The sequence below is a fragment of the Streptomyces sp. NPDC007164 genome, assembly GCF_040634135.1.
Lineage (GTDB): Bacteria > Actinomycetota > Actinomycetes > Streptomycetales > Streptomycetaceae > Streptomyces > Streptomyces sanglieri.
Genome location: NZ_JBEYFB010000019.1, coordinates 1 through 18,994 on the forward strand (window position 1 = coordinate 1; position 18,994 = coordinate 18,994).

Consider the following 18,994-nt stretch of genomic DNA (forward strand, 5'->3'; position numbering starts at 1 on the left):
CCTGCCGGTCAGGCACCCACGGCCGCCCCGCCACCAGCCTCGGCGCCGCAACCGGCAACAACGACTCGATCAGCAACCACAGTTCCTCCGAAACGGTCCACGGCCAAGAGTTCCTCTCCGCCACGAACCGACCAACGAGCATCCCAGCCGACCGTCACACCATCAACGACTTCTGTTAGGACCTTCAAGCCTCGATTCACCGGTCTGTTCTGAAGTGATCTTTTGAGGCTTCGAGGGTCGGGGTGGCGAGATTGTGACTGGGCGCGGGCAGGCGGTACTTGCTGGCCTGCCCAGCTTTTCGACAGGCCTGCTTCGGTCGGGCCCTGGCCGGCGGGACAGTCAGGGATGTCAGGGCGCATCAACTGCCCAGCCTCGTCCTCAAAGACGATCTAGGCCCCGCGCTCCGCCGTCTTACCTACGGCCAGGTCTCCTTCTTCCAGGCTTCAACTGAGGTGTCGCCACGCTCGATGGCCCTCCGGGCAGGCTGCCGCCACGAGCGCAGGAGCTCTCGCTCCAGCCGCCACTCCTGCTCTGCCTTGAGCAGCCGGGCGTTCTCCACCCGCAGCCGAGCCAGCTCCTCAGCCGCACTCACGCGGCCGTCGCGGCCCTCGGGCACGGCCTGAATCTCGTCCTTGCGGCCCCACGTCCGCAGCGACTCCGCGGTGACACCGAGATCCGCGGCCACCGCCGCGTACGTCCGCTTCCCGGCCGCGGCGCGGTATGGCGCGACAGCGTCCTTCCTGAACTACTCCGGATACGGAGACCTGCGTCCCACCTGGATATCCCTCCCTGGACCATCAAGATCCATTGTCAGGGTGTCCACTTCAAAGGACCGGCCTCAGTGCCCTGGTTGTAAGCAGATCAGCGGCATTCAGTGCCACCATTGGGCCTGATGGGGCTCCTGCACGTCGCCGCTCGGATCAGCCAGGGCGGCCGCCGCCTCCACCTTCGGATATCGACGACCCGGCTGAGCTCACGGTCGCATTCCACCGCCTGGCCACGCTGCCCCGCCCCGCCAACTGACTCGCTGCCCCGCCCACCTCGCCTCAAGGACCTTGGAGAGCCCGACCCCGCGTCGGGCCGTCACCGCGCCCACCGGCCGACGCAGCCTCAACTGAAACGATGAGGTCAGCCATGGATGGACGGCAGTCTGCAGGAAGTGGCCTCCCCCGCCGAGCAGTACCGGCCCGACATCCTCGGGGGATGAACGGGCGGACCAGCGACCTCCCTGGCACACGGTCATGGCGGAAGCGGGATCACCTGCATCCGACCGGTGGCGCACTGGCGCGCACTCGCACCCTCGCGTCGATAATTGCGGCATGATGCACATTCGCAAAGGTCGCCACCCACCGACCCCACCTGGTGCTCCGTCAGAAAACTCAGCAAAGAGTCAGCATCAATACCGCGCGGAACCGCTTCGAAACGCCATGAACCGCCAAGATCAATAATTCGGCCCACCCATCCTGACCTGTGAAAACCGTGCTCAACAACTTGCCTGCCAAGCTCACCAGGAGGTACTCGTGAGGATGCTGATCAACGTCCCCGAAACCGTTGTCGCGGACGCACTGCGCGGTATCGCCGCCGCCCACCCCGAGCTGACCGTGGATGTCGAGAACCGGGTCGTCGTACGGCGTGACGCGCCCGTGGCCGGAAAGGTGGCGCTCATCTCCGGCGGCGGCTCCGGGCACGAGCCGCTGCACGCGGGGTTCGTCGGGCCCGGGATGCTCTCCGCGGCCTGCCCCGGAGAGGTGTTCACCTCGCCCGTGCCGGACCAGATGGTGCGGGCCGCCGCCGCGGTCGACAGCGGGGCGGGGGTGCTGTTCGTCGTCAAGAACTACACGGGCGACGTGCTGAACTTCGAGATGGCCGCGGAGCTGGCCGAGGACGAGGGTGTCCGGGTCGCCCAGGTGCTGGTCAATGACGACGTGGCGGTGACCGACAGTCTCTTCACGGCGGGGCGCCGGGGCACGGGCGCCACTCTCTTCGTCGAGAAGATCGCCGGGGCCGCGGCGGACGAGGGCGCCCCGCTGGAGCGGGTGGAGGCCGTCGCCCGGCAGGTGAACGAGGCCTCGCGGAGTTTCGGGGTGGCGCTCGGCGCCGTCACCACGCCGGCCAAGGGCTCCCCCACGTTCGATCTGCCGCCGGGTGAACTGGAGCTCGGCATCGGCATTCACGGCGAGCCGGGGCGGGAGCGCCGGCCCATGATGACCTCGCGGGAGATCGCGGACTTCGCCGTGCACGCGGTGCTGGACGACCTGCGGCCGACCGGACCGGCGATCGTGCTGGTCAACGGCATGGGCGCGACTCCGCTGCTGGAGCTGTACGGGTTCAATGCCGAGGTCCAGCGGGTGCTGTCCGAGCGGGGCGTCGTCGCGGCTCGTACGCTCGTGGGGAACTATGTGACCTCGCTCGACATGGCGGGCTGTTCGGTGACGGTCTGCCAGGTGGACGAGGAGCTGCTGCGGCTCTGGGACGCGCCGGTGGAGACCCCGGCACTGCGCTGGGGCCGCTGATCCGCCGGTACCGCACCCGTCATGCTGGAGCGACAAGGAGATCATGTGCTCGACGCCGACTTCTTCCACCGTTGGATGACCGCGGCCGCGGCTGAGGTGAGCCGTGAGGCGGACCGCCTCACCGACCTCGACTCCGCGATCGGGGACGCCGATCACGGCAGCAACATGCAGCGCGGTTTCGCGGCGGTGACCGCGGTCCTGGACAAGGAGCCGCCGCAGACCCCGGGGGCCGTACTGATGCTGGCCGGACGGCAGTTGATCTCGACGGTCGGCGGCGCCTCGGGCCCGTTGTACGGGACGCTGCTGCGGCGGACCGGAAAGGCCCTGGGCGCTGCCCCCGCCGTGACGCCGGAGCAGTTGGCGCAGGCGCTCGGGGTGGGCGTCGCGGCCGTGGCGCAGCTCGGTGGGGCGCAGGCCGGGGACAAGACGATGCTCGACGCGCTGCTGCCGGCCGCCGAGGCGCTCGGCACCTCGTTCGTGGCGGCCCGGGAGGCGGCCGGGGCGGGGGCGCTGGCGACGGTGCCGATGCAGGCCCGCAAGGGCAGGGCGAGTTACCTGGGTGAGCGCAGCATCGGCCATCAGGACCCCGGGGCGACGTCCTCGGCCCTGCTGATCGCCGCGCTGGCCGACACCGCGGCGGCGGACGGGGACGGCGCATGAGCGACGGGAATCAGGTCGGGATCGTGCTGGTCTCGCACAGCGGCCCGGTGGCCGAGTCCGTGGCCGAGCTGGCCAGGGGGCTCGCGGCGGGCGGCGCCACGGCGCCGGTGGCCGCCGCCGGTGGCACCCCCGCGGGCGGTCTCGGGACGAGTGCGGAGCTGATCGCCGAGGCCGCCAGGACGGTGGACTCCGGCGCGGGCGTCGCGCTGCTGGTCGATCTGGGCAGTGCGGTGCTCACGGTCAAGTCGATGCTGGCCGAGGGCGACGAACTGCCGGACGGCTCACGGCTGGTGGACGCGCCGTTCGTGGAGGGTGCCGTGGCGGCCGTGGTCACCGCGTCGGCGGGCGGCGACATCGCGGCGGTGGAGGCCGCGGCGTCGGAGGCGTACGAGTACCGCAAGGTGTAGCCGCGGGGCCGCCCGCACCCCGGCCGGGGTGCGGGCGGCTCCGGTCCGGCTCCCGGTCCGTCAGGCCGCCGACGCGGCCCCGGCCGCGCCGATCGTGATCCGTACCCGCTGTGTCGTGCCGTTGACCGTCACGGCGAGGGTGATCGTGCCCGGCCGGAGTGCGGTCAGGGTGCCGGTGGACGGGTCGAGGACCGCCGTGTGACGGTGACGGACGTCGTCGCGGTCACCGATGTGCACGTTCGGCGAGCCGGTCCAGTCCGCGGCCAGCGGGAAGCCGACAGGGACGCCGCGGGCCCCCTGGGTGACGGTCGCGGTGACCTTCGTGCGGCTTCCGGTGCCGAGCACCGGGGGTGCGTCGATCTTCAGCGCGTCCACGTGTGCGCGGGTCTGCACGGAGATCCAGTCGGGTCCGCCCTGCCACGGCCGTTGCCGTGCCGCGGCCTGCGCTCCGTGGCCGATCCGGTCGGCGCCGATCAGCGACCAGCCGGTGAAGCCGCCTTCGTCGGCGGGTCCGGCCGGCGCCTTGCCGGAGTTTCCGTTGATCAGATACGGCACCCCGTCGACGTGCGAGGCGTGGAAGACCCCGACGTGACTGCCGACGAAGGCCGCGCCCTTGCCCGTCGTACGGCGGAAGTCGGCGAGCCACTGTTCGACCAGGGCCGCCTCCTTGCGGTCCCCGAGCCGGCTGCCCTGCTGCACGGTCGGATCGCGCGGCGGCACGTGCTCGATGAGCATCACCGAATCGACGGTCCGGTCCTTCGCCGCCGCGTCCAGCTGGTCGCGGAACTGCTTGATCTGGGCGAAGCCGCCGCCGCGCAGGCTGAGGCCGGAGGTGTCGAGGGTGATGACGCGGGTGCCCTTGTGGTCGAACGTCCGCTGGGCGGGCCCGAATTCGGTGATGAAGTTGTCGATCCGGCCGCCCATCACCTCGTGGTTGCCCGGTACGTAGTACCAGGGCAGCGAGTCGCCGAGCTCCTCGGTGAGGACGCGGCGGGCGAAGGCCAGGTCCGCGGGCGATCCCTCGTCGACGAGGTCGCCGTTGACGACCAGGAAGTCCGGGTCCGCCGCCTTGATCTCACGCAGGGTGCGCCGGGCCTGGGCGACGATCGCGCTGTCCGGTTCGCGGGCGACGAACTGGGCGTCGGACATCACCGCGAACCGCCAGTCCCTGCGGCCGGTCACGGCCGCCGGGTCGATCAGCGGGTCGGCGGGGGCGGTCTGTTCGGGCAGCTCGACGGTGGGCGGGACCTGGGCGGTGAGGTCGTCGATCACGATCTCGCCCGTGTACTGCTTGTCCGCGGCGGTCTCCGCGAGGTAGAAGCGGGACACCGAGAGCGGCATGGCGGCTCCCGCGGGCACGGCGAAGGTGACCTGCCGCCAGCCGTTCCAGGTGACGTACGGTCCGCGCAGCAGTTGGTCGGAGCCTGCGGCGTCCTTGAGGTGCAGGGTGGGCCAGGCGCCCCGGCCGTCGCCCTTGATCCACAGCTTGAACGACTGGGGCTGGCCGGGCACGGTGACCGGCTGGGGCGGGGCGGCGTAGGCGGCGCGGGTGGCGGTGGAGCGGGTGAAGTCGTAGCTGAGCTTCAGTCCGGTGCCGGTGTGGCCGTCGGGGGTGGCCGTCAGCGATCCGTCCGCGCGGGCCTGGCTGAACTTCCAGGACCCGGCGTCGTCGAAGTTGGAGACGGCCTGCTCGGTGAGGCCGACGCTGACGGCGAGGACGGTGGTGGTGCCCGCGACGGTCGCCTTGATCCGTCCGGCGCCGGAGCCGGTGCGTGAGGCGACGGTGAACGAGCCCTGCCCGTCGTCGCGGATGTCGAAGAGGGCGTGGTCGTAATCGAGTTCGACGTCGCGCGGTTCGACGGGGGCGCTGGTGCCGTGGGCGTCGAGCCCGACGATGCCGAAGGTGCCGGTCGCCCCGGCGTCGGCGAGGCCCACCCGCTGGGTGGTGGGCTCGATCCGGGCCAGCTCGTCGAGGACGGTCAGTGCCGTGCTTCCACGCGCCGGCCCGTGTTCGGCGCGTACGTCGGTGGTGCCGCTGCGGCGTGCTGTGAAGAGCCCGTTGCCGTCGACGGTGCCGACCGATCCGTGTGCGGTGCGCCAGCGCGGGGTGCCCTGCGCGGGGCCGTACGTCTCGTCGTATCCGGTCGCGGTGAGGCGTCGGGTGAGACTGGGGAAGACCCGGTCGGGGTGGCCGCCCTTGACCGGGTCGACGCCGGGTGCGGCTTCGGCGGGCGTGCGGGGCTGCACCCAGTACCCCTTCAGCCGTCCGCTGCCGTCGGGGGCGGTGAGGGCCAGGCCGTTGGGAACGGTGCGTTCACTGCCGTCGGACGGGCTGTTCTCCACCCGGAGCGCGTCGCTGCCGGGCCGGCGGGCGACGAGGGTCGACGATCCGCCGCCGTCCAGGTTGAGTGCGCTGTACGAACCGGCGCGCCGCATCATCAGGGCGAGTTCGGTGAGGGTGACGCCGCCGCTGTCGGCCTGCCGTCCGTCGACGGTGAGGATCTGCATCGTCCGGCCGTCCTTGGAGAAGCCGACGGCGGTGCGGGGTGCGGCGGTGTTGTTGCCCTCGCCGTCGTGGTTCTGCGCGGCTCCGTCGACGACCAGGAGTTCCCGACCGCCGACGGCGGTGCGCGGCACGGCCCCGCTGTCGGTGCGTGCCCGGTAGGTCAGGGACACCGGGTCACCGGGCTTCAGCGCGCCGAGTGCGACGGCGCCGGCCTCACGGCCGACCAGGACGGTGGCGCCTTCGGGGACGGCTCCCGAACCGGGCGCGGGCGAGACGGATACGACCTTGCCGTCGCGTACGAGGGCTTCGGCGACCGGGGTGGCACTGTCCACGGTCAGGGCGCGGTCGGCGGTGCCCCAGGCGGAGGTGTACGCGCCGACTCCGCCGGCCGGCACATTGGCGGCGTTGTACGCGGCGAGCGGCCGCTGCCCGGCGGGCAGTGTGAGCGTGCCCTCGAAGTACAGGTCCAGGACGCGGCCCGCGGTGTCGGGGCCGATGCCGACGGCATGGTTGATCCCGGGGGCGGGCGACTGGACGGTGGCCCCGTCCTTGATGCCGATCCCCTCGGGCGCGCCGGTCTGGTTGATGTCGAAGAAGTCGGCGTTGATCGCGGCGACGGTGCGGCGGCCGCGGCCCGCGTCGTGTCCGGCGGCGAGTTCGGAGACGGTGTGCCGTTCGGAGACCTTGCCGGAGGAGAGGTAGTCGGCGCGTACGCCGCTGCCGGCGAGGTCGACCGAGAGGTTGTCGACCCGCAGCCACTTGTCGGACTCCAGCCGGTCGTACGAGCTGAGGCGGACCCCGGGGGCGACCGGGCGGGAGGTGCGTGCCGTCTCGATACCGTCGCCGTCCGCGACCGCTCCGGTCTCCCCCGCCGGGTTGCTCGCGGGTGGTGGCGCGACCGGTCTGAGGATCTCGGCAGAGGTGCGGGGTCGGGGGTCGGGGGTCGAATCGGCGAGTGCGGGAGAGATCGCGCCGACGGTCAGAGCGGTCACCGTAGCGAGCAGAACGAGCGGGCGGGCGACCGTCCCGTGTCCCCGCTCCGTCCTCCCGCGCGGTGCGGCCGTCCTGCCGACTGTGCCAAGGCCCACAAGTCCTCCTGGGTTCCCGTTGGTTGCGTGGCCCGGTCCGGGCGCAGGCGCTGTCGGCGGACAGCATGGCCGCGTACGCGGGGGCGCACCAGGGGGCATCGGGAACCTCGCGGCGAACAGGACGCGTCGGCTCGATGACGGCGATGATCAGTGCGAAAGGGGTGTCGTCTGCGGTGGCGGCCGGGCCGGGACGCAGACTTGACGGCATGCCATCCCAGAAGCGCGCCAGGCGCAGTGCGGGTCTTCTCCTGTTCCGACGATCGGGCGAGGCGGGTTTCGAGGTGCTCATCGGGCACATGGGCGGGTCGCGAGAGCGCGGCCTGGTCGATCCCCAAGGGGGAGTACGGCCCCGAGGAGGAGCCGGAGGCCGCCGCCCGGCGTGAGTTCGGGGAGGAGTTCGGGCGTCCGGCGCCGGACGGTGAGTGGGTGGCGCTGGGCGAGGCACGTCAGTCGGGCGGCAAGACCGTGACGGTGTGGGCGCTGGAGACGGATCTCGACGCCGCGACTGCCGTTCCTGGGACGTTCACGATGGAGTGGCCGAGGGGGTCGGGGGCGCGGCGGGAGTTTCCGGAGGTCGACCGGTTCGCCTGGTGCACGCCCCAGGAGGCGGCGGAACGGCTGGTCACCGGACAGCGGGTCTTCCTCGACCGGCTGCGGGAACACCTGGCGGGCGGACGGGTGGGGGACGCCTGACCGGGAGGCGATCCCGGGCGGGCCGCCGGACGGACGGGCGGCGGGGATCGGCCGGTCAGTGCTGCGCGTTCTCGCCCTGTGCCGCCTCGATGCCGCTGTGCAGATCGCTCGTCGCGTCGAGCGCGGCGGCTCCGGAGGCGACCAGGCAGGCCAGCAGCGCCGCAGCCGCGGCACGGCCGACCCGGGTCCGTGCCGTGTTCCGGCCGAGCAGTGCAGCGACGCGGCGCGGGACGGGCCCGGCGGCGGCGGCGAGCGCCACTCGCGGGCGGGGCTGCGGGGTGCCTTCGGCGGCACGTGCGGCGAGGGCGGCCCGGCCGATGGCCCGGGCGGTGATCCGCCGGTCGCCGACCGCATCGGCGGCCGCCTCGTCGGCGCAGCGTTCCAGGGCGTACCCCATGGGGGCGCGCAGGGAACGCAGCGCCGGGTGGCAGAGCGCCGCCGCCTCGATCGCGGCGATGAACAGGTGGTGGCGGCCCGCGAGATGGGCGCGTTCGTGCGCCAGCAGGGCATCGCGTTCGGCGGGGTCGAGGGCGCGCAGCATTCCCGTGGTGACGACGATCCGGCCGGGAGTGCCGGGGCGGCCGGGCAGTGCGTAGGCGTCGGGGCGGCTGTCGCGCAGCACGGCCAGCTCGCCGTCGGCGCGCCCTTCGAGCCGTCCGGCCCGGCGCAGCTCCGCCCAGTGTCGGTGGGCGGCGCGGACGACGGCGACGGCGCAGCCCACGAGGAGGGCCAGTGCGGCGGCGGCCAGCGGCACGGTGGCGGCCGGGACGGCGTCGGAGAGCGGCCTGACCAGCTCGCCCGGGGCGGAGACCACGGAGAACCGGGTCGCGCCGGGCACCACCAGCAGGGCCAGGGCCAGGAGGCTGCACAGGGCGAGGCCGGCGCCGGTCGCGGCGAGCAGTCGTACGGCGCGCACCGGCGAGAGCGCGTCCGCCAGACGGCGGGCCGCGGGCACCGCCAGGAACGGCATCAGCAGCGGCACCCACACGGCGTAGATCACGGGGCCTCCCCGCACTCGGCGTGAATCACAAGGTCTCACCGCGACTCGCGTGGTTCATGAGGTCTCACCGCGGCTCGCGTGGTTCATGAGGTCTCCCCGTCGAGCAGGTCCCGGAGCAGTCGCTCGTCCTCGTCGGTGAGCTGTGAGACGAAGCGGGCCAGGACGGTGCTGCGGTCCTCCTGCTTCCGCAGCTCGCTGTGCATGCGGCGGGCGGTCAGTCCGGGCTCGTCCTCGGTGGGCGTGTAGGCGAATCCGCGGCCGGCCCGGGTGCGGTCGACCGCGCCCTTCTCGTACAGGCGCGACAGGATCGTGGTGACGGTGGTGCGGGCGAGTTCCGCGCCGATCGCGCCCTGGACCTGGCCGGGCGTGAGCGGCGTTCCGGCGGCCCAGAGCGCCGCCAGGATCGTGGACTCCAGCTCACCGGCGGGCCGGCGCTCCGGTGCGGCGGGGTGTGGTGACGGGTGGTGCGGCGCCGCTTGCGGTGTCGGCCCGGATGCCGGTTCACCGTGCGGGCGGGGGCCGGGTTCGCCGTTCGCGCGGGGGCCGGGTTCGCCGTTCGATATCCCCTTCACCTGGGACATGGGAACTCTCCTCCCCCTTCGGGCGTCTACAGTGATGTAGACCGTCTACATCACTGTAGTCAGTCCGGGCGTTCCGTCGGGCCGCCCGCTCACCATTATGGGAGACCTTCCACCGTGGCCGTATTCTCACTGGCGTCCGCGCCACAGGCGGTGAACCTGCTGGACGCGGGGTCACTGCTCGGAGCGTTCGGCGCGCTCGGCATCGCCGTCGTGCTCTTCGCCGAGACGGGACTGCTCGTCGGCTTCTTCCTCCCCGGCGATTCGCTGCTGTTCACGGCGGGCCTGCTCTGTGTGTCCGGCGCCCATGGTCCGGTGCGGCTGTCACTGCCGCAGGTGCTGGTCGCCGCCGTCGCCGGCGCACTGCTGGGCGCCCAGGCGGGCTACTGGATCGGCCAACGGGGCGGACGGGCCCTACTCGCCCGCAGCCGTTCCCGACGGCTTCACGAGGGCGCCGCCCACGCCGAGGAGCTCCTCGGCAGATACGGCCACGCACGGGCGATCGTGCTGGCCCGCTTCGTACCCGTCGTGCGTACGGTGCTCAACCCGCTGGCCGGGGCACTCGGCGTCCCGGCCCGGGTGTTCACGCTCTGGCAGGCCGTCGGCGGGGTGGTCTGGACCGTCGGACTGGTCCTCGCGGGATACGCGCTGGGGTCCTCGGTGCCGAACGTCGACCGCTATCTGCTGCCGATCGTCGCCCTCGTCGTCGTGGCCTCCCTCGTCCCGCTCGCCGCCGAACTGCTCCGCTCCCGGGGCCGTCGCACCCCCGAAGGGGAGAACAGCTGATGCCGCTCGCCTCCGCCGCCACCTCGACCGACGGTGCTCTGTACACCTGGATCACCGAGCTGGCGCAGCGCTCCCCCACCGCCCTGGACTCCGCCGGCCGGATCTGGTCGGACTACGGACTCCTCCTGTTCGCCGCGCTGATGCTCGCTTCCTGGTGGCGCTCCCGCTCCGGCGATCCCGCCCGGACCGCCACGGCGCTCTGCGCCCCGCTCGTCGTGGTGACCGCGTACCTCGCCAATGACCTGGTGAAGTCGGTCTTCCACGAGCAGCGGCCGTGCCGGACCCTCCATGTCGTCACGGTGGAGGCATGCCCGGCACTCGGTGACTGGTCCTTCCCCAGCAACCACGCCGCCATCGCGGCGGCCGCGGCGACGGCGCTCTGGCTGACCGACCGCCGGCTCGGGGCGATCGCGGTGCCCGCCGCCGTGCTGATGGCCGCGTCCCGGGTCTGGATCGGTGTGCACTACCCGCACGATGTGCTCATCGGACTGGTGACCGGCGCGCTCGTCGCCTGGCTGCTGACAACGGCGGCACGGCGCTGCGCCCCGGCGGTGGTCCGGCTGCGCGGCACTGCGCTGCGGCCTCTGGTGGCGACACGGTGAGCCGGGACGCTCCGGGGCCGGTGCCCCTACCGGGTGGCGCCGCCGGGGAGGCGGATGACGGCGCGGCCGCCGTCGAGGTCGACGGTGGAGCGGTGGGGCGGGGCGCCGTCCTCCTCGTCGTCGCGCATCAGCAGGGCGCTCTGCCGCTCCTTGAGTTCGCTCTGCTTGCCGGGCGAGAAGCTCGCGTGCAGCTGCTCGAACCCGGTCGCCGAGACCTGCCCCTGCCGTGCGCCGTTGCGCCACGGCAGCAGGCCGGCCCGGCCGGCGCGCAGCATCAGCTGGTCGACGAAAGCCACCGCGGTCAGCCCGATCACGAGTCCGGGCAGCGTCATCAGCACGACGAATTCCATCCGCCCAGTCTCCCCCGCGGGCGGCACGCCGCGCATCGGTCGGGGGTATGACGATGCGGGCCGCCGCACCGTGCGACGGCCCGCATCTGCCGTGGGTGAGAAGGGGGTTCCGGGCCGGTCAGCCGTTGGGGAGGATGACCGCGCGGCCGTTGATCTTGCCGTGGTGCAGCCGCTCGTACGCCAGCGGCGCCTCGTCCAGGGAGTACGTCTCCACATGGACCTCGACCGCTCCGGCGTGGGCGAGGTCGAGCACCTCGGCGAGCTCGGACCGCGATCCCCAGTACGGAGAGGTCACCGTCGTGTTGTACGGCAGCGAGCCGAAGCCGACCGGCAGCGCGCCGCCGCCGATGCCGACGATCGTGACGTCGGAGTCGATGGCGGCCGCGGCCCCGGCGGTGGCGACGGTGGGCGGCGCCCCGACGAAGTCGAGGACGACCTGTGCGCCGATCCCCCCGGTGAGTTCGCGGACCTTCGCCGCCGCGTCCTTGTCGGACAGCACGGTCTCGTGTGCGCCGACGGCGCGGGCGAGGGCGAGCTTGTCCTCGGCGACGTCGAGGGCGATGACGCGGACGGCCGTCATGGCGCGCAGCAGCTGGATCGCGACGTGGCCCAGACCGCCGGTGCCGATGACGACGGCGGTGGCGCCCGGCACCAGCTTGGGCAGCGAACGCTTGATCGCGTGGTACGGGGTCAGGCCCGCGTCGGTGAGCGGCACGGCCTGCACCGGGTCGAGGTCGCCGAGGGGCACCAGGTGGCGCGGGTCGTCGACGATCATGTACTCGGCCATGGCGCCGGGCGCGCCGAGTCCGGGCGGGGCGATGCCGAGCTCCTTGGCGCGCAGGCAGTAGTTCTCCTTGCCCTCGGCGCACTTGACGCAGGTGCCACAGCCCCAGGGGCCGTAGACCGCGACGGACTCGCCGACGGTGAGCCCGCTCACCCCGTCACCGAGGGCGGCAACGGTGCCCACGCCCTCGTGGCCGAGGGTGAGCGGCAGCGGGAAGGGGATCTGCTCCGCCGGCCAGCTCATCACGGCGATGTCGGAGTGGCAGACGCCCGCGGCGGTGACCTTCAGCATCACCTGGCCGGGGCCGGGCTCGGGGTCGGGCACGGTGACGACCTCGGGTGCCGCGCCCACGGTGCGGTACTGAACGGCCTTCATGGAATTCTCCTCACGTTCTTCGCTCCATTACTCGCCCCCGTTGCCCCCGTCCGCCACTCAGGGGGCGGAGTAGCCGCCGTCCACCAGGTGGTAGCTGCCGTGGATGAAGGAGGCGCGGTCGGAGAGCAGGAAGGCGGCGAGTTCGGCCACTTCCTCCGCCTTGCCGAGGCGTCCGGCCGGGTGCAGCGAGATCAGGTGGTCGCGGGCCACGCTGTCGGTGTTGCGCAGCAGCGGGGTGTCGATGAAGCCGGGGCCGACGGCGTTGACGCGGACGTTTTGGGCCGCGTATTCGAGGGCCGCCGTCTTGGTGAGGCCGACGACGCCGTGCTTGGCGGCCACATAGGCGGGCGACCCGGCGAAGCCGTTGGTGCCGAGGATCGACGACATGTTGACGACGGCGCCGCCGCCGGCCGCGACGATGGCGGGAAGCTCGTAGCGCATCGAGTAGAAGACACCGCTGAGGTTGGTGGCGACGACCCGGTTCCAGTCGTCGATGCCGTACTCACCGGTGGGGTTGCTGGGGCCGCCGATGCCCGCGTTGTTGACGGCGAGGTGCAGGGCGCCGAAGGTGTCGACGGCGAACTGCACGCCCGCCTCGACGGAGGCGGGGTCGGTCACGTCCATGGCGACCGCGGCGGCCTCGACGCCGGCGCTCCGCAGTTCGGCGACCGCCTTGCGGGCGCCGGCCTCGTCGTAGTCGGCGACGACGACGGACGCGCCGCCCGCGGCCAGCCGGTGGGCCAGCGCCAGTCCGATGCCGGAGGCGCCGCCGGTGACGAGGGCGGTCCGGCCGGCGAACTCCTGGTCGGCGGGGGTGCGGGTGGTGCTCATGATTCTCTGCTTCCTTCCGTGGTGCTGTGCGGCGCCTGCCCGGCGGAAGGCCGCGCGAGCAGTTCTCCGGCGAGGGCGTCGAAGGCCTGCCCGATCAGTCGGGGCAGGTCGTCCGGTTGCCCGGCGCGTACCCAGGCGGCCTGGGCCGCGAGGAGTGCCCCGGCGCCCGCGGCAACCGTGACGGCGGGGCGGATGTCGCGTCGCGGGTCGACCCCGAGCCGGTCCGCGACAATGGCGACCGAGTCCTCCTGGGCGTCCACCCGGATGTGGTGGAACGCCGCGTAGAGGGTCGGTTCCTGTTCGGCGAGGACCAGCAGGTCGAAGATCCGCTCGCGCCGGTGCCAGGCCTGCGCTCCGGGGTCCTCGATCCAGTCCAGGACGGCCCGGCGGTACGCGGTGAGCGGGGGCTCGTCGGCGGGGCGGACTCGCAGGGCGTCGTTGATCCGGTCGCCGTCGCCCCGGAGCGAGTCCAGGACCGCGGCTTCCTTGCTCGTGAAGTACCGGCTGAAGGTGCGCCGGTCGACGTCCGCGCGTTCCGCGATCTCCTCGACCGTCACATTCCGCAGTCCCCGGTCGAGTACGAGCTCGAACGCGGCCTGCGCCAGTGTGTCCCGGGTTCTGCGGGCCTTGCGGCTCCGCCGCTCCGGGGTCTTCCGTTCCGGATTCATAAGTGCACCGTACACCTGAAAATGTCCCGACGCGATATGAGTCTCGCCGGGACATTCGATGGCCACCGGGATCGTCCTTCCCGCCCGGCTACCGGCCGCTGAACGCCACGGCCGCCCGGCGGGCGCCGTGGTCCGCCTGCCCGGTCAGGTGCGGGGTGCCGTCCGGGGCCCGGCGCAGTGCGAGTACGGCGATGTCGTCGCGTCGTACTCCGCCGGAGAACGTCTCCAGGTCCGCGTGGAGCTCCTCCAGGAGCTCGACCTGCCCCAGCTGCGCCCAGCGGCTCAGCCGGGTGTCCAGCGGGTAGAAGGCGCCGGACGGGTCACGGGCCTCGGTCACCCCGTCGGTGCAGAGCAGCAGCGTGGCGTCGGCCGGGAAGTCCAGCAGTTCCGCGCCCCGCGCCTCGGAGCTCAGTTCCGCCATGCCCAGCGGGACGGAGGTGCGGAGCAGCGGGAGTGCGCGGGCCACTCCCCGGTGCAGCAGCCGGGGCGACAGGTGGCCGCAGTTGACGGCCTGGACCCGGTCTCCCCCGTCGAAGCCGAGCACCAGTGCGGTGACGAAGCGTTCGATCTCGCCGGTCTGGGCGGAGAACGCGTTGTGCCGGGCGACCGCGTCCTCAAGGGCGTCGACCACCCCGGCCAGGTCGGGCTCCCGGATGGCCGCTTCCCGGAACGCGCCGAGCACGGCGAAGCCCACGCCGATCGCGGCGAGTCCTTTGCCCTGGACGTCCCCGATGATCACCCGGGTTCCGTAGGGCGACTCGACGACCTCGTAGATGTCGCCGCCGACCAGACGGTCCTCCTCGATCGGGGTGTAGATGCCGTGGGTGAGGACCTGGTCGGTCAGGATGGGCAGCGGGCGCAGGATCTGGCGCTGGAGCGCTCCGGCGGCGGAGCGCAGCCGGGCGATCTGGGTGGCGTGGCGGATCCTCAGTACACACGCGCCGACCCCCAGGAAACAGGCCAGCACGGTGAAGGCGACGCTGGTGACGGTGTCCCAGAAGGTTCCGCCGTCCACCATCCGTGAGCAGCCGACGACGACCGTGACCCAGCTGGCCACGCCGATGGTCTGCCGGACCGTTCCGAAGACGGAGACGAGAGCGGGGATGACCACGAGCAGCGGGATGAGGTGCAGGTCCTCCCCGGTCCGGAAGTCCAGGAGGCCGACCAGTGCGGTCAGCAGTGCCAGCCCCCCGAACAGTGCCGGGTTCCCGACCCGTTGCCTGCCCACGGCGGCCTCCCCCGGGTCCGTGGTGCCCGGAAGCGTCGCTCCGCGCGTCACGTGTCGGCGCTGAAGCCCGATGGTCACGGCTGCCCCCTCCCGTCCTCGGCCGACCCGGTGCCGGCGTCCGGTTCCAGTCCACCCGGTTCGCGGGGGCGGAACACGGGGCTTACGGCCCGATGGGCGCGGCCGAAGGTCCCCTGTACGGGGCGGGCGGGGACCTTCGGCCCGGGCGTTCCGGGCCGAAGGTCCCGCACCGGAGCGCGGTGCCGGGCTCAGCGCGCGGCGGCCGCGCGGGCCTCGTGGTCGTCGCGGATGCCGCCCGGACCCGGCAGGCGTGCCGGCAGCGGCTTCGGCGCGAGCGCCGAGAGGAAGGACGTCCGGCGGCGCAGCACGAATCCCAGGGACTCGTAGAGCCGGACGGCATTGGTGTTGGAGGCGGCGGCGTGCAGGAACGGCGTCTCGCCGCGCCGCCTGATCTCGTGGGAGACGGCACGCACCAGTCCGGTGCCCAGCCCCTGGCCGCGTACCGACTCGTCCGTGCAGACGGCGCTGATCTCGGACCAGCCCGGCAGATGCAGCCGTTCGCCGGCCATCGCGACCAGCGCCCCCTGCCGCCGTACCCCGAGGTAGGTGCCGAGCTCAAGGGTACGGGGCAGGAACGGCCCCGGCCGGGTGCGCTCGACCAGTTCGAGCATCTCGGGCACATCGGCGGGTCCGAGCCGTACGGCCCCGGGGAAGGGCGCTGCCGCGACCCCGGCGTCGACGAGCTGGACGCCCTCGGCCCGGAAGACGGTCTCCCAGTCGTCGGGCGGCGGCTCGCGGAAAGCGGTGAGGGTGACGGCGCCACCGGGGCCGACGAGCGCCGCCGCGTCGTCCCAGTCCTGGGCCCGTGCGTCGTCCGGGACCGCGACCCACGGGGCCACGTCCGCCCGGTACCGCAGGATTCGGCCGCGGCGCTCGGCGAAACGGGCGTGCGGGCCGGTCAGCGCGGCGCGGACCGGGCTGTCCAGCGGGTGCGGCTCACCGGTGGGATCCGGCGCACTCATGCGACGACCTCGATCACGATCTTGCCGAGGGTGTGGCCGCTCTCCACGGCACGCAGCGCGTCTCCCGCCCCGCTGAGCGGGAAGGCCCGGTTCACATGGGTGCGCAGGGCGCCGGTGGCGACGAGCTTCGCCACCTCGTCGAGGACCGCCGCGTTGCGGGCCCGCTCGACGGCCGCCCCGCCGAGCTCCACGGCCAGCGGCTTGTCCCCGGCGCTGATCAGTGCGGCCGGGTCCGCGAGCAGCGGGGCCACGGCCCTCAGCGTGTCGCCGCCGACCAGGTCGAAGACCGCGTCCGGGCCTTCGGGGGCCACGGCCCGCACCCGGTCGGCGAGTCCGGGGCCGGACGCGATGTGCACCGCGCCCAGGGACTCGACGAAGTCCCTCTTGGCCGCGCCGGCGACGCCGATGACCCGGATGCCCGCGTGCCGGGCCAGCTGTACCGCCGCGGCTCCCACGCCACCGCCGGCGCCGGTGACCAGCAGGGTCGATCCGGGAGTGAGGCCGAGCTGGCGCACGCCGTCGTACGCGGTGGCAGCCGCCACCGGCAGCACCGCCGCGTCGGTGAACGACAGCTCGTCCGGCTTGTGCGCGGTCACGGCGACGGGCAGCAGCGTGTACTCGGCGTACCCGCCGGTCACCGGGTTGCCGAAGACCTCGTCCCCGATCGCGAACCCTTCGACGCCAGGGCCGATGCCCTCGACGACTCCGGCGGCCTCGCTGCCGAAAACGGTGGGAAAGGGCTGAAGCTCGCTGCCGGGCCTGATGTACCCCGTGCGTAGCTTCCAGTCGACCGGCTTGACCCCGGCCGCCCGCACAGCGACGAGCAGCTCACCCGGCCCGGGCACGGGTACGTCCTGCTCGATGAGGGCCTCCACCTCCGGTCCGCCGTGGCGGGTGAACACGTACGCCTTGGGCATGAGCTCCCTCTCTTCTGCTGCACGGCACCGGCGGCCGGGCCGGCCGTCGGTCTCACAGCAGCAGGAAGCCCCCGGTCCGGGCACGTATTCCCCGGCGGGCGGAGCGTTCATCGGGCCGCAATGATCGGGGTGGCATCCGCACGACCCGGAGGCCGCTGATTCAGAGGTCAGTCTCTGAGGCTCTTCATCAGGTCGCGCATATCGCTGATCATCGCGGACTTGTACGGGGAGAGATCGGAGATGTCCGGCCCGTCGTCGGACGGGGGTTCGCTCCCGTCACCGTCGTACGTCGTGTAGGCGTCGAGGCTCAGCGCGAAGACCGCCCCGCCCTCCAGCACCCGCAGTTCCGCGTTGCCGCTGTCCCGCGTCAGCAGGTACGCGCTGTCGCCGAGGTTCGGCACCTTCTCGACCTTCACCTCGTCACCGGTATCGGTATCGGTCACGCCACGCATCGCCTCGAATTCGGCCGCCGGGTCGGTCCTCTTGTGCAGGGCCACGGTGATCCCGACGGAGTGTCCGGTGTACCAGCGGCTCTTGACCGACTTCTTCGCGCCCTTCCAGGACATCGCCCGGAGGGGGAGGAAGCACCTCACCCGGTCCAGGGCCGAATCATTCAGCAGCTCGGGCCCGGACCCGGACGTGGGCTCCCTCGGTGAGATCGCCGCGCCCAGCGCCTTCAGGCGCACGGTCGGGCACGGGTCCTCGTTCAGCCGGTAGCCGTGCATCTCCGGCCTCCGGTCGCCGACCGGGTACAGGCAGAACACGCCTGCCCACACGGCCGAGGCCAGTACGGCTCCGCCCAGCGCCCACCACCACGGACGGGGCGGCCGGGGTTCCCGGGCGGGCTTCCGGGCGAGGTCGCCCACCACCTCGCCCGTCCCGACCACACCGAACTCGTCCACCATCTCCGGCTCGGAAATCATCTGTGCCCCCCCTCGGCCTTGCCGTCCGTCCACCCCATGATGGTCCACAGAACAGTCACAGGATTCGAGGGTGCCGCACGGGTGCGGATCGCTGCCCGTACGGACGTGCCGTCCGGCCACACCGGCGGACCTGCGAAGATGTCGCGGCCCCACTGCTGCGGGTCGCCCGGGGGCGGCTTTCGGGTGACAGCGGACGCGTGGGAACGGGCGGGGAGATACAGATGAGGGCGTCGGTCGCCGTAATGCGTCGTGGGCTGCTGTTCGGCCTCCGGGCCGGCGCGATCCCGGCCGGGATCTGCACGGTGCTGTGGGCGGCGATCGCGCTGTCCGGGCTGTCCGGGGAGCCGCTGGAAAGCAGCTTCGAGAAGCCCTCGGCGGGACTCGTCGCCGTACTGGGTTCCCTCGCCGTCGGCGCGGCAGTGGGCCTGGTGACGGGCGCCGTACTGACTGTCGCGCCCCCACGCGTGCTCGGCTCCGCCCCCGCCCGTGGCCTGACCTGCTTCGTGGTGGGGGCCGCGCTGTCCGCGGGCGAGGTGGTGGTGATGGACGTGTCGTCGCGGGGCGGCTACGGGCCCGTCGTCCTCGCCGTGCTGGCCATGCCGGTGGTGGGGGCCGTCACGGCAGCGCGCAGCCGGTCCATCGCGGCCGCACGCCTCGGCGGTGGGGCCGTCGCCGGATACGCGGATGCGGGCACGGACGCCGGTACATGTCCGGGTGCGGGTACCGGCACGGGCACGGGTTCCCGCTCCGGTTCCCGTTCGGGCCGGTGAAGCCGGCTCCTGGCCGAAGTTGCCGTCTTTCTCCCGAACCTGAGACAGCGGCGTCGGAACACCGTCGATTTCAACTCAACTACCGCTGCATATGCGCCGGTCGGTCCCCATTGCCCCCTCGGCTGTGGCAGTCTGGTCAGCGACCGCCCCACCGGGCTCCCCCGTACCGGTGGGGCGGTTCCGCGTTCCCGTCCGCGTCCGGCCCGCACAGGTACCGGATATGACGGGGGATTACGCGGGATGGCCCGGGATCACGGCGATTCCCGGCCAATCGC

17 protein-coding genes and 2 pseudogenes are annotated in these 18,994 nt (G+C 72.7%); 7 read left to right on the forward strand and 12 right to left on the reverse strand.

Going from position 1 to position 18,994, the window contains the following annotated elements; translation table 11 throughout:
- Window positions 1–526: 526 nt before the first annotated feature.
- Window positions 527–775: pseudogene (locus ABZ622_RS23100) on the reverse strand (transposase); the annotation flags it as partial.
- Between the two features lie 745 nt (window positions 776–1,520).
- Between ABZ622_RS23100 and dhaK the strand changes: the two are divergent.
- Genes dhaK through ABZ622_RS23115 form a run of 3 tightly spaced genes read left to right on the forward strand, consistent with a single transcriptional unit; the run spans window position 1,521 to window position 3,580 of the window.
- Window positions 1,521–2,513, forward strand: a complete 993-nt coding sequence (dhaK, locus tag ABZ622_RS23105) for a dihydroxyacetone kinase subunit DhaK (RefSeq protein WP_360546010.1) — start codon at window positions 1,521–1,523, stop codon at window positions 2,511–2,513.
- 45 nt (window positions 2,514–2,558) lie between these two features.
- Complete coding sequence (gene dhaL / locus ABZ622_RS23110) at window positions 2,559–3,173, forward strand: dihydroxyacetone kinase subunit DhaL (protein WP_360546223.1); 615 nt, start codon at window positions 2,559–2,561, stop codon at window positions 3,171–3,173.
- Entirely contained in the window at window positions 3,170–3,580 is a 411-nt protein-coding gene (locus ABZ622_RS23115) for a PTS fructose transporter subunit IIA (RefSeq protein ID WP_360546012.1), read from the forward strand. The genes dhaL and ABZ622_RS23115 overlap by 4 nt, the downstream gene beginning before the upstream one ends.
- Before the next feature lie 60 nt (window positions 3,581–3,640).
- Here the strand turns inward: ABZ622_RS23115 and ABZ622_RS23120 are convergent, their stop codons facing one another.
- A complete protein-coding gene (locus tag ABZ622_RS23120) occupies window positions 3,641–7,078 on the reverse strand; it encodes a phosphodiester glycosidase family protein (RefSeq protein WP_360546014.1) in 3,438 nt (1,145 codons plus the stop codon).
- A gap of 302 nt (window positions 7,079–7,380) precedes the next feature.
- On the opposite strand from ABZ622_RS23120, the pseudogene ABZ622_RS23125 reads away from it, so the two are divergent.
- Window positions 7,381–7,867, forward strand: a pseudogene (locus ABZ622_RS23125) (NUDIX domain-containing protein).
- 55 nt (window positions 7,868–7,922) lie between these two features.
- On the opposite strand, the gene ABZ622_RS23130 reads toward ABZ622_RS23125, so the two are convergent.
- Together ABZ622_RS23130 and ABZ622_RS23135 are read right to left on the reverse strand one after the other, a co-directional pair.
- A complete protein-coding gene (locus tag ABZ622_RS23130; RefSeq protein WP_360546016.1) occupies window positions 7,923–8,867 on the reverse strand; it encodes a M56 family metallopeptidase in 945 nt (314 codons plus the stop codon).
- A gap of 83 nt (window positions 8,868–8,950) precedes the next feature.
- Window positions 8,951–9,283 (reverse strand): BlaI/MecI/CopY family transcriptional regulator, encoded by a 333-nt coding sequence (locus ABZ622_RS23135; protein ID WP_266772810.1) that lies wholly within the window; start codon window positions 9,281–9,283, stop codon window positions 8,951–8,953.
- Window positions 9,284–9,562: 279 nt separating this feature from the next.
- On the opposite strand from ABZ622_RS23135, the gene ABZ622_RS23140 reads away from it, so the two are divergent.
- Window positions 9,563–10,231, forward strand: coding sequence for a DedA family protein (locus tag ABZ622_RS23140; RefSeq protein WP_360546018.1), 669 nt, complete (start codon window positions 9,563–9,565; stop codon window positions 10,229–10,231).
- The gene (locus ABZ622_RS23145; protein ID WP_360546020.1) at window positions 10,231–10,833 is read left to right on the forward strand and encodes a phosphatase PAP2 family protein; all 603 of its coding nucleotides are present in this window, start codon (window positions 10,231–10,233) and stop codon (window positions 10,831–10,833) included. The genes ABZ622_RS23140 and ABZ622_RS23145 overlap by 1 nt, the downstream gene beginning before the upstream one ends.
- Window positions 10,834–10,859: 26 nt before the next feature.
- On the opposite strand, the gene ABZ622_RS23150 is transcribed toward ABZ622_RS23145, so the two are convergent.
- The 8 genes from ABZ622_RS23150 to ABZ622_RS23185 form a co-directional block, all read right to left on the reverse strand.
- Window positions 10,860–11,183, reverse strand: coding sequence for a DUF6191 domain-containing protein (locus ABZ622_RS23150; protein WP_360546022.1), 324 nt, complete (start codon window positions 11,181–11,183; stop codon window positions 10,860–10,862).
- 118 nt (window positions 11,184–11,301) lie between these two features.
- Window positions 11,302–12,342 (reverse strand): NAD(P)-dependent alcohol dehydrogenase, encoded by a 1,041-nt coding sequence (locus ABZ622_RS23155; RefSeq protein ID WP_360546024.1) that lies wholly within the window; start codon window positions 12,340–12,342, stop codon window positions 11,302–11,304.
- A gap of 57 nt (window positions 12,343–12,399) precedes the next feature.
- Window positions 12,400–13,173: an SDR family NAD(P)-dependent oxidoreductase gene (locus ABZ622_RS23160; RefSeq protein ID WP_360546026.1), complete on the reverse strand. Its 774-nt coding sequence runs from the start codon at window positions 13,171–13,173 to the stop codon at window positions 12,400–12,402.
- Window positions 13,170–13,841, reverse strand: coding sequence for a TetR family transcriptional regulator (locus ABZ622_RS23165; RefSeq protein ID WP_360546028.1), 672 nt, complete (start codon window positions 13,839–13,841; stop codon window positions 13,170–13,172). Before ABZ622_RS23165 ends, ABZ622_RS23160 begins: the two co-directional genes overlap by 4 nt.
- Window positions 13,842–13,929: 88 nt before the next feature.
- A complete protein-coding gene (locus ABZ622_RS23170) occupies window positions 13,930–15,147 on the reverse strand; it encodes a PP2C family protein-serine/threonine phosphatase (RefSeq protein WP_360546030.1) in 1,218 nt (405 codons plus the stop codon).
- Window positions 15,148–15,335: 188 nt separating this feature from the next.
- A complete protein-coding gene (locus ABZ622_RS23175) occupies window positions 15,336–16,109 on the reverse strand; it encodes a GNAT family N-acetyltransferase (protein ID WP_360546032.1) in 774 nt (257 codons plus the stop codon).
- Window positions 16,106–17,026 carry an NADP-dependent oxidoreductase gene (locus tag ABZ622_RS23180; RefSeq protein WP_360546034.1) on the reverse strand — a complete coding sequence of 307 codons (921 nt, stop codon included), beginning with the start codon at window positions 17,024–17,026 and terminating at the stop codon, window positions 16,106–16,108. The genes ABZ622_RS23175 and ABZ622_RS23180 overlap by 4 nt, the downstream gene beginning before the upstream one ends.
- A gap of 167 nt (window positions 17,027–17,193) precedes the next feature.
- Window positions 17,194–17,949, reverse strand: a complete 756-nt coding sequence (locus ABZ622_RS23185) for a hypothetical protein (protein ID WP_360546036.1) — start codon at window positions 17,947–17,949, stop codon at window positions 17,194–17,196.
- Window positions 17,950–18,170: 221 nt separating this feature from the next.
- Between ABZ622_RS23185 and ABZ622_RS23190 the strand changes: the two genes are divergently transcribed.
- Window positions 18,171–18,719, forward strand: coding sequence for a hypothetical protein (locus ABZ622_RS23190; protein ID WP_360546038.1), 549 nt, complete (start codon window positions 18,171–18,173; stop codon window positions 18,717–18,719).
- The last annotated feature ends 275 nt before the right edge of the window (window positions 18,720–18,994 follow it).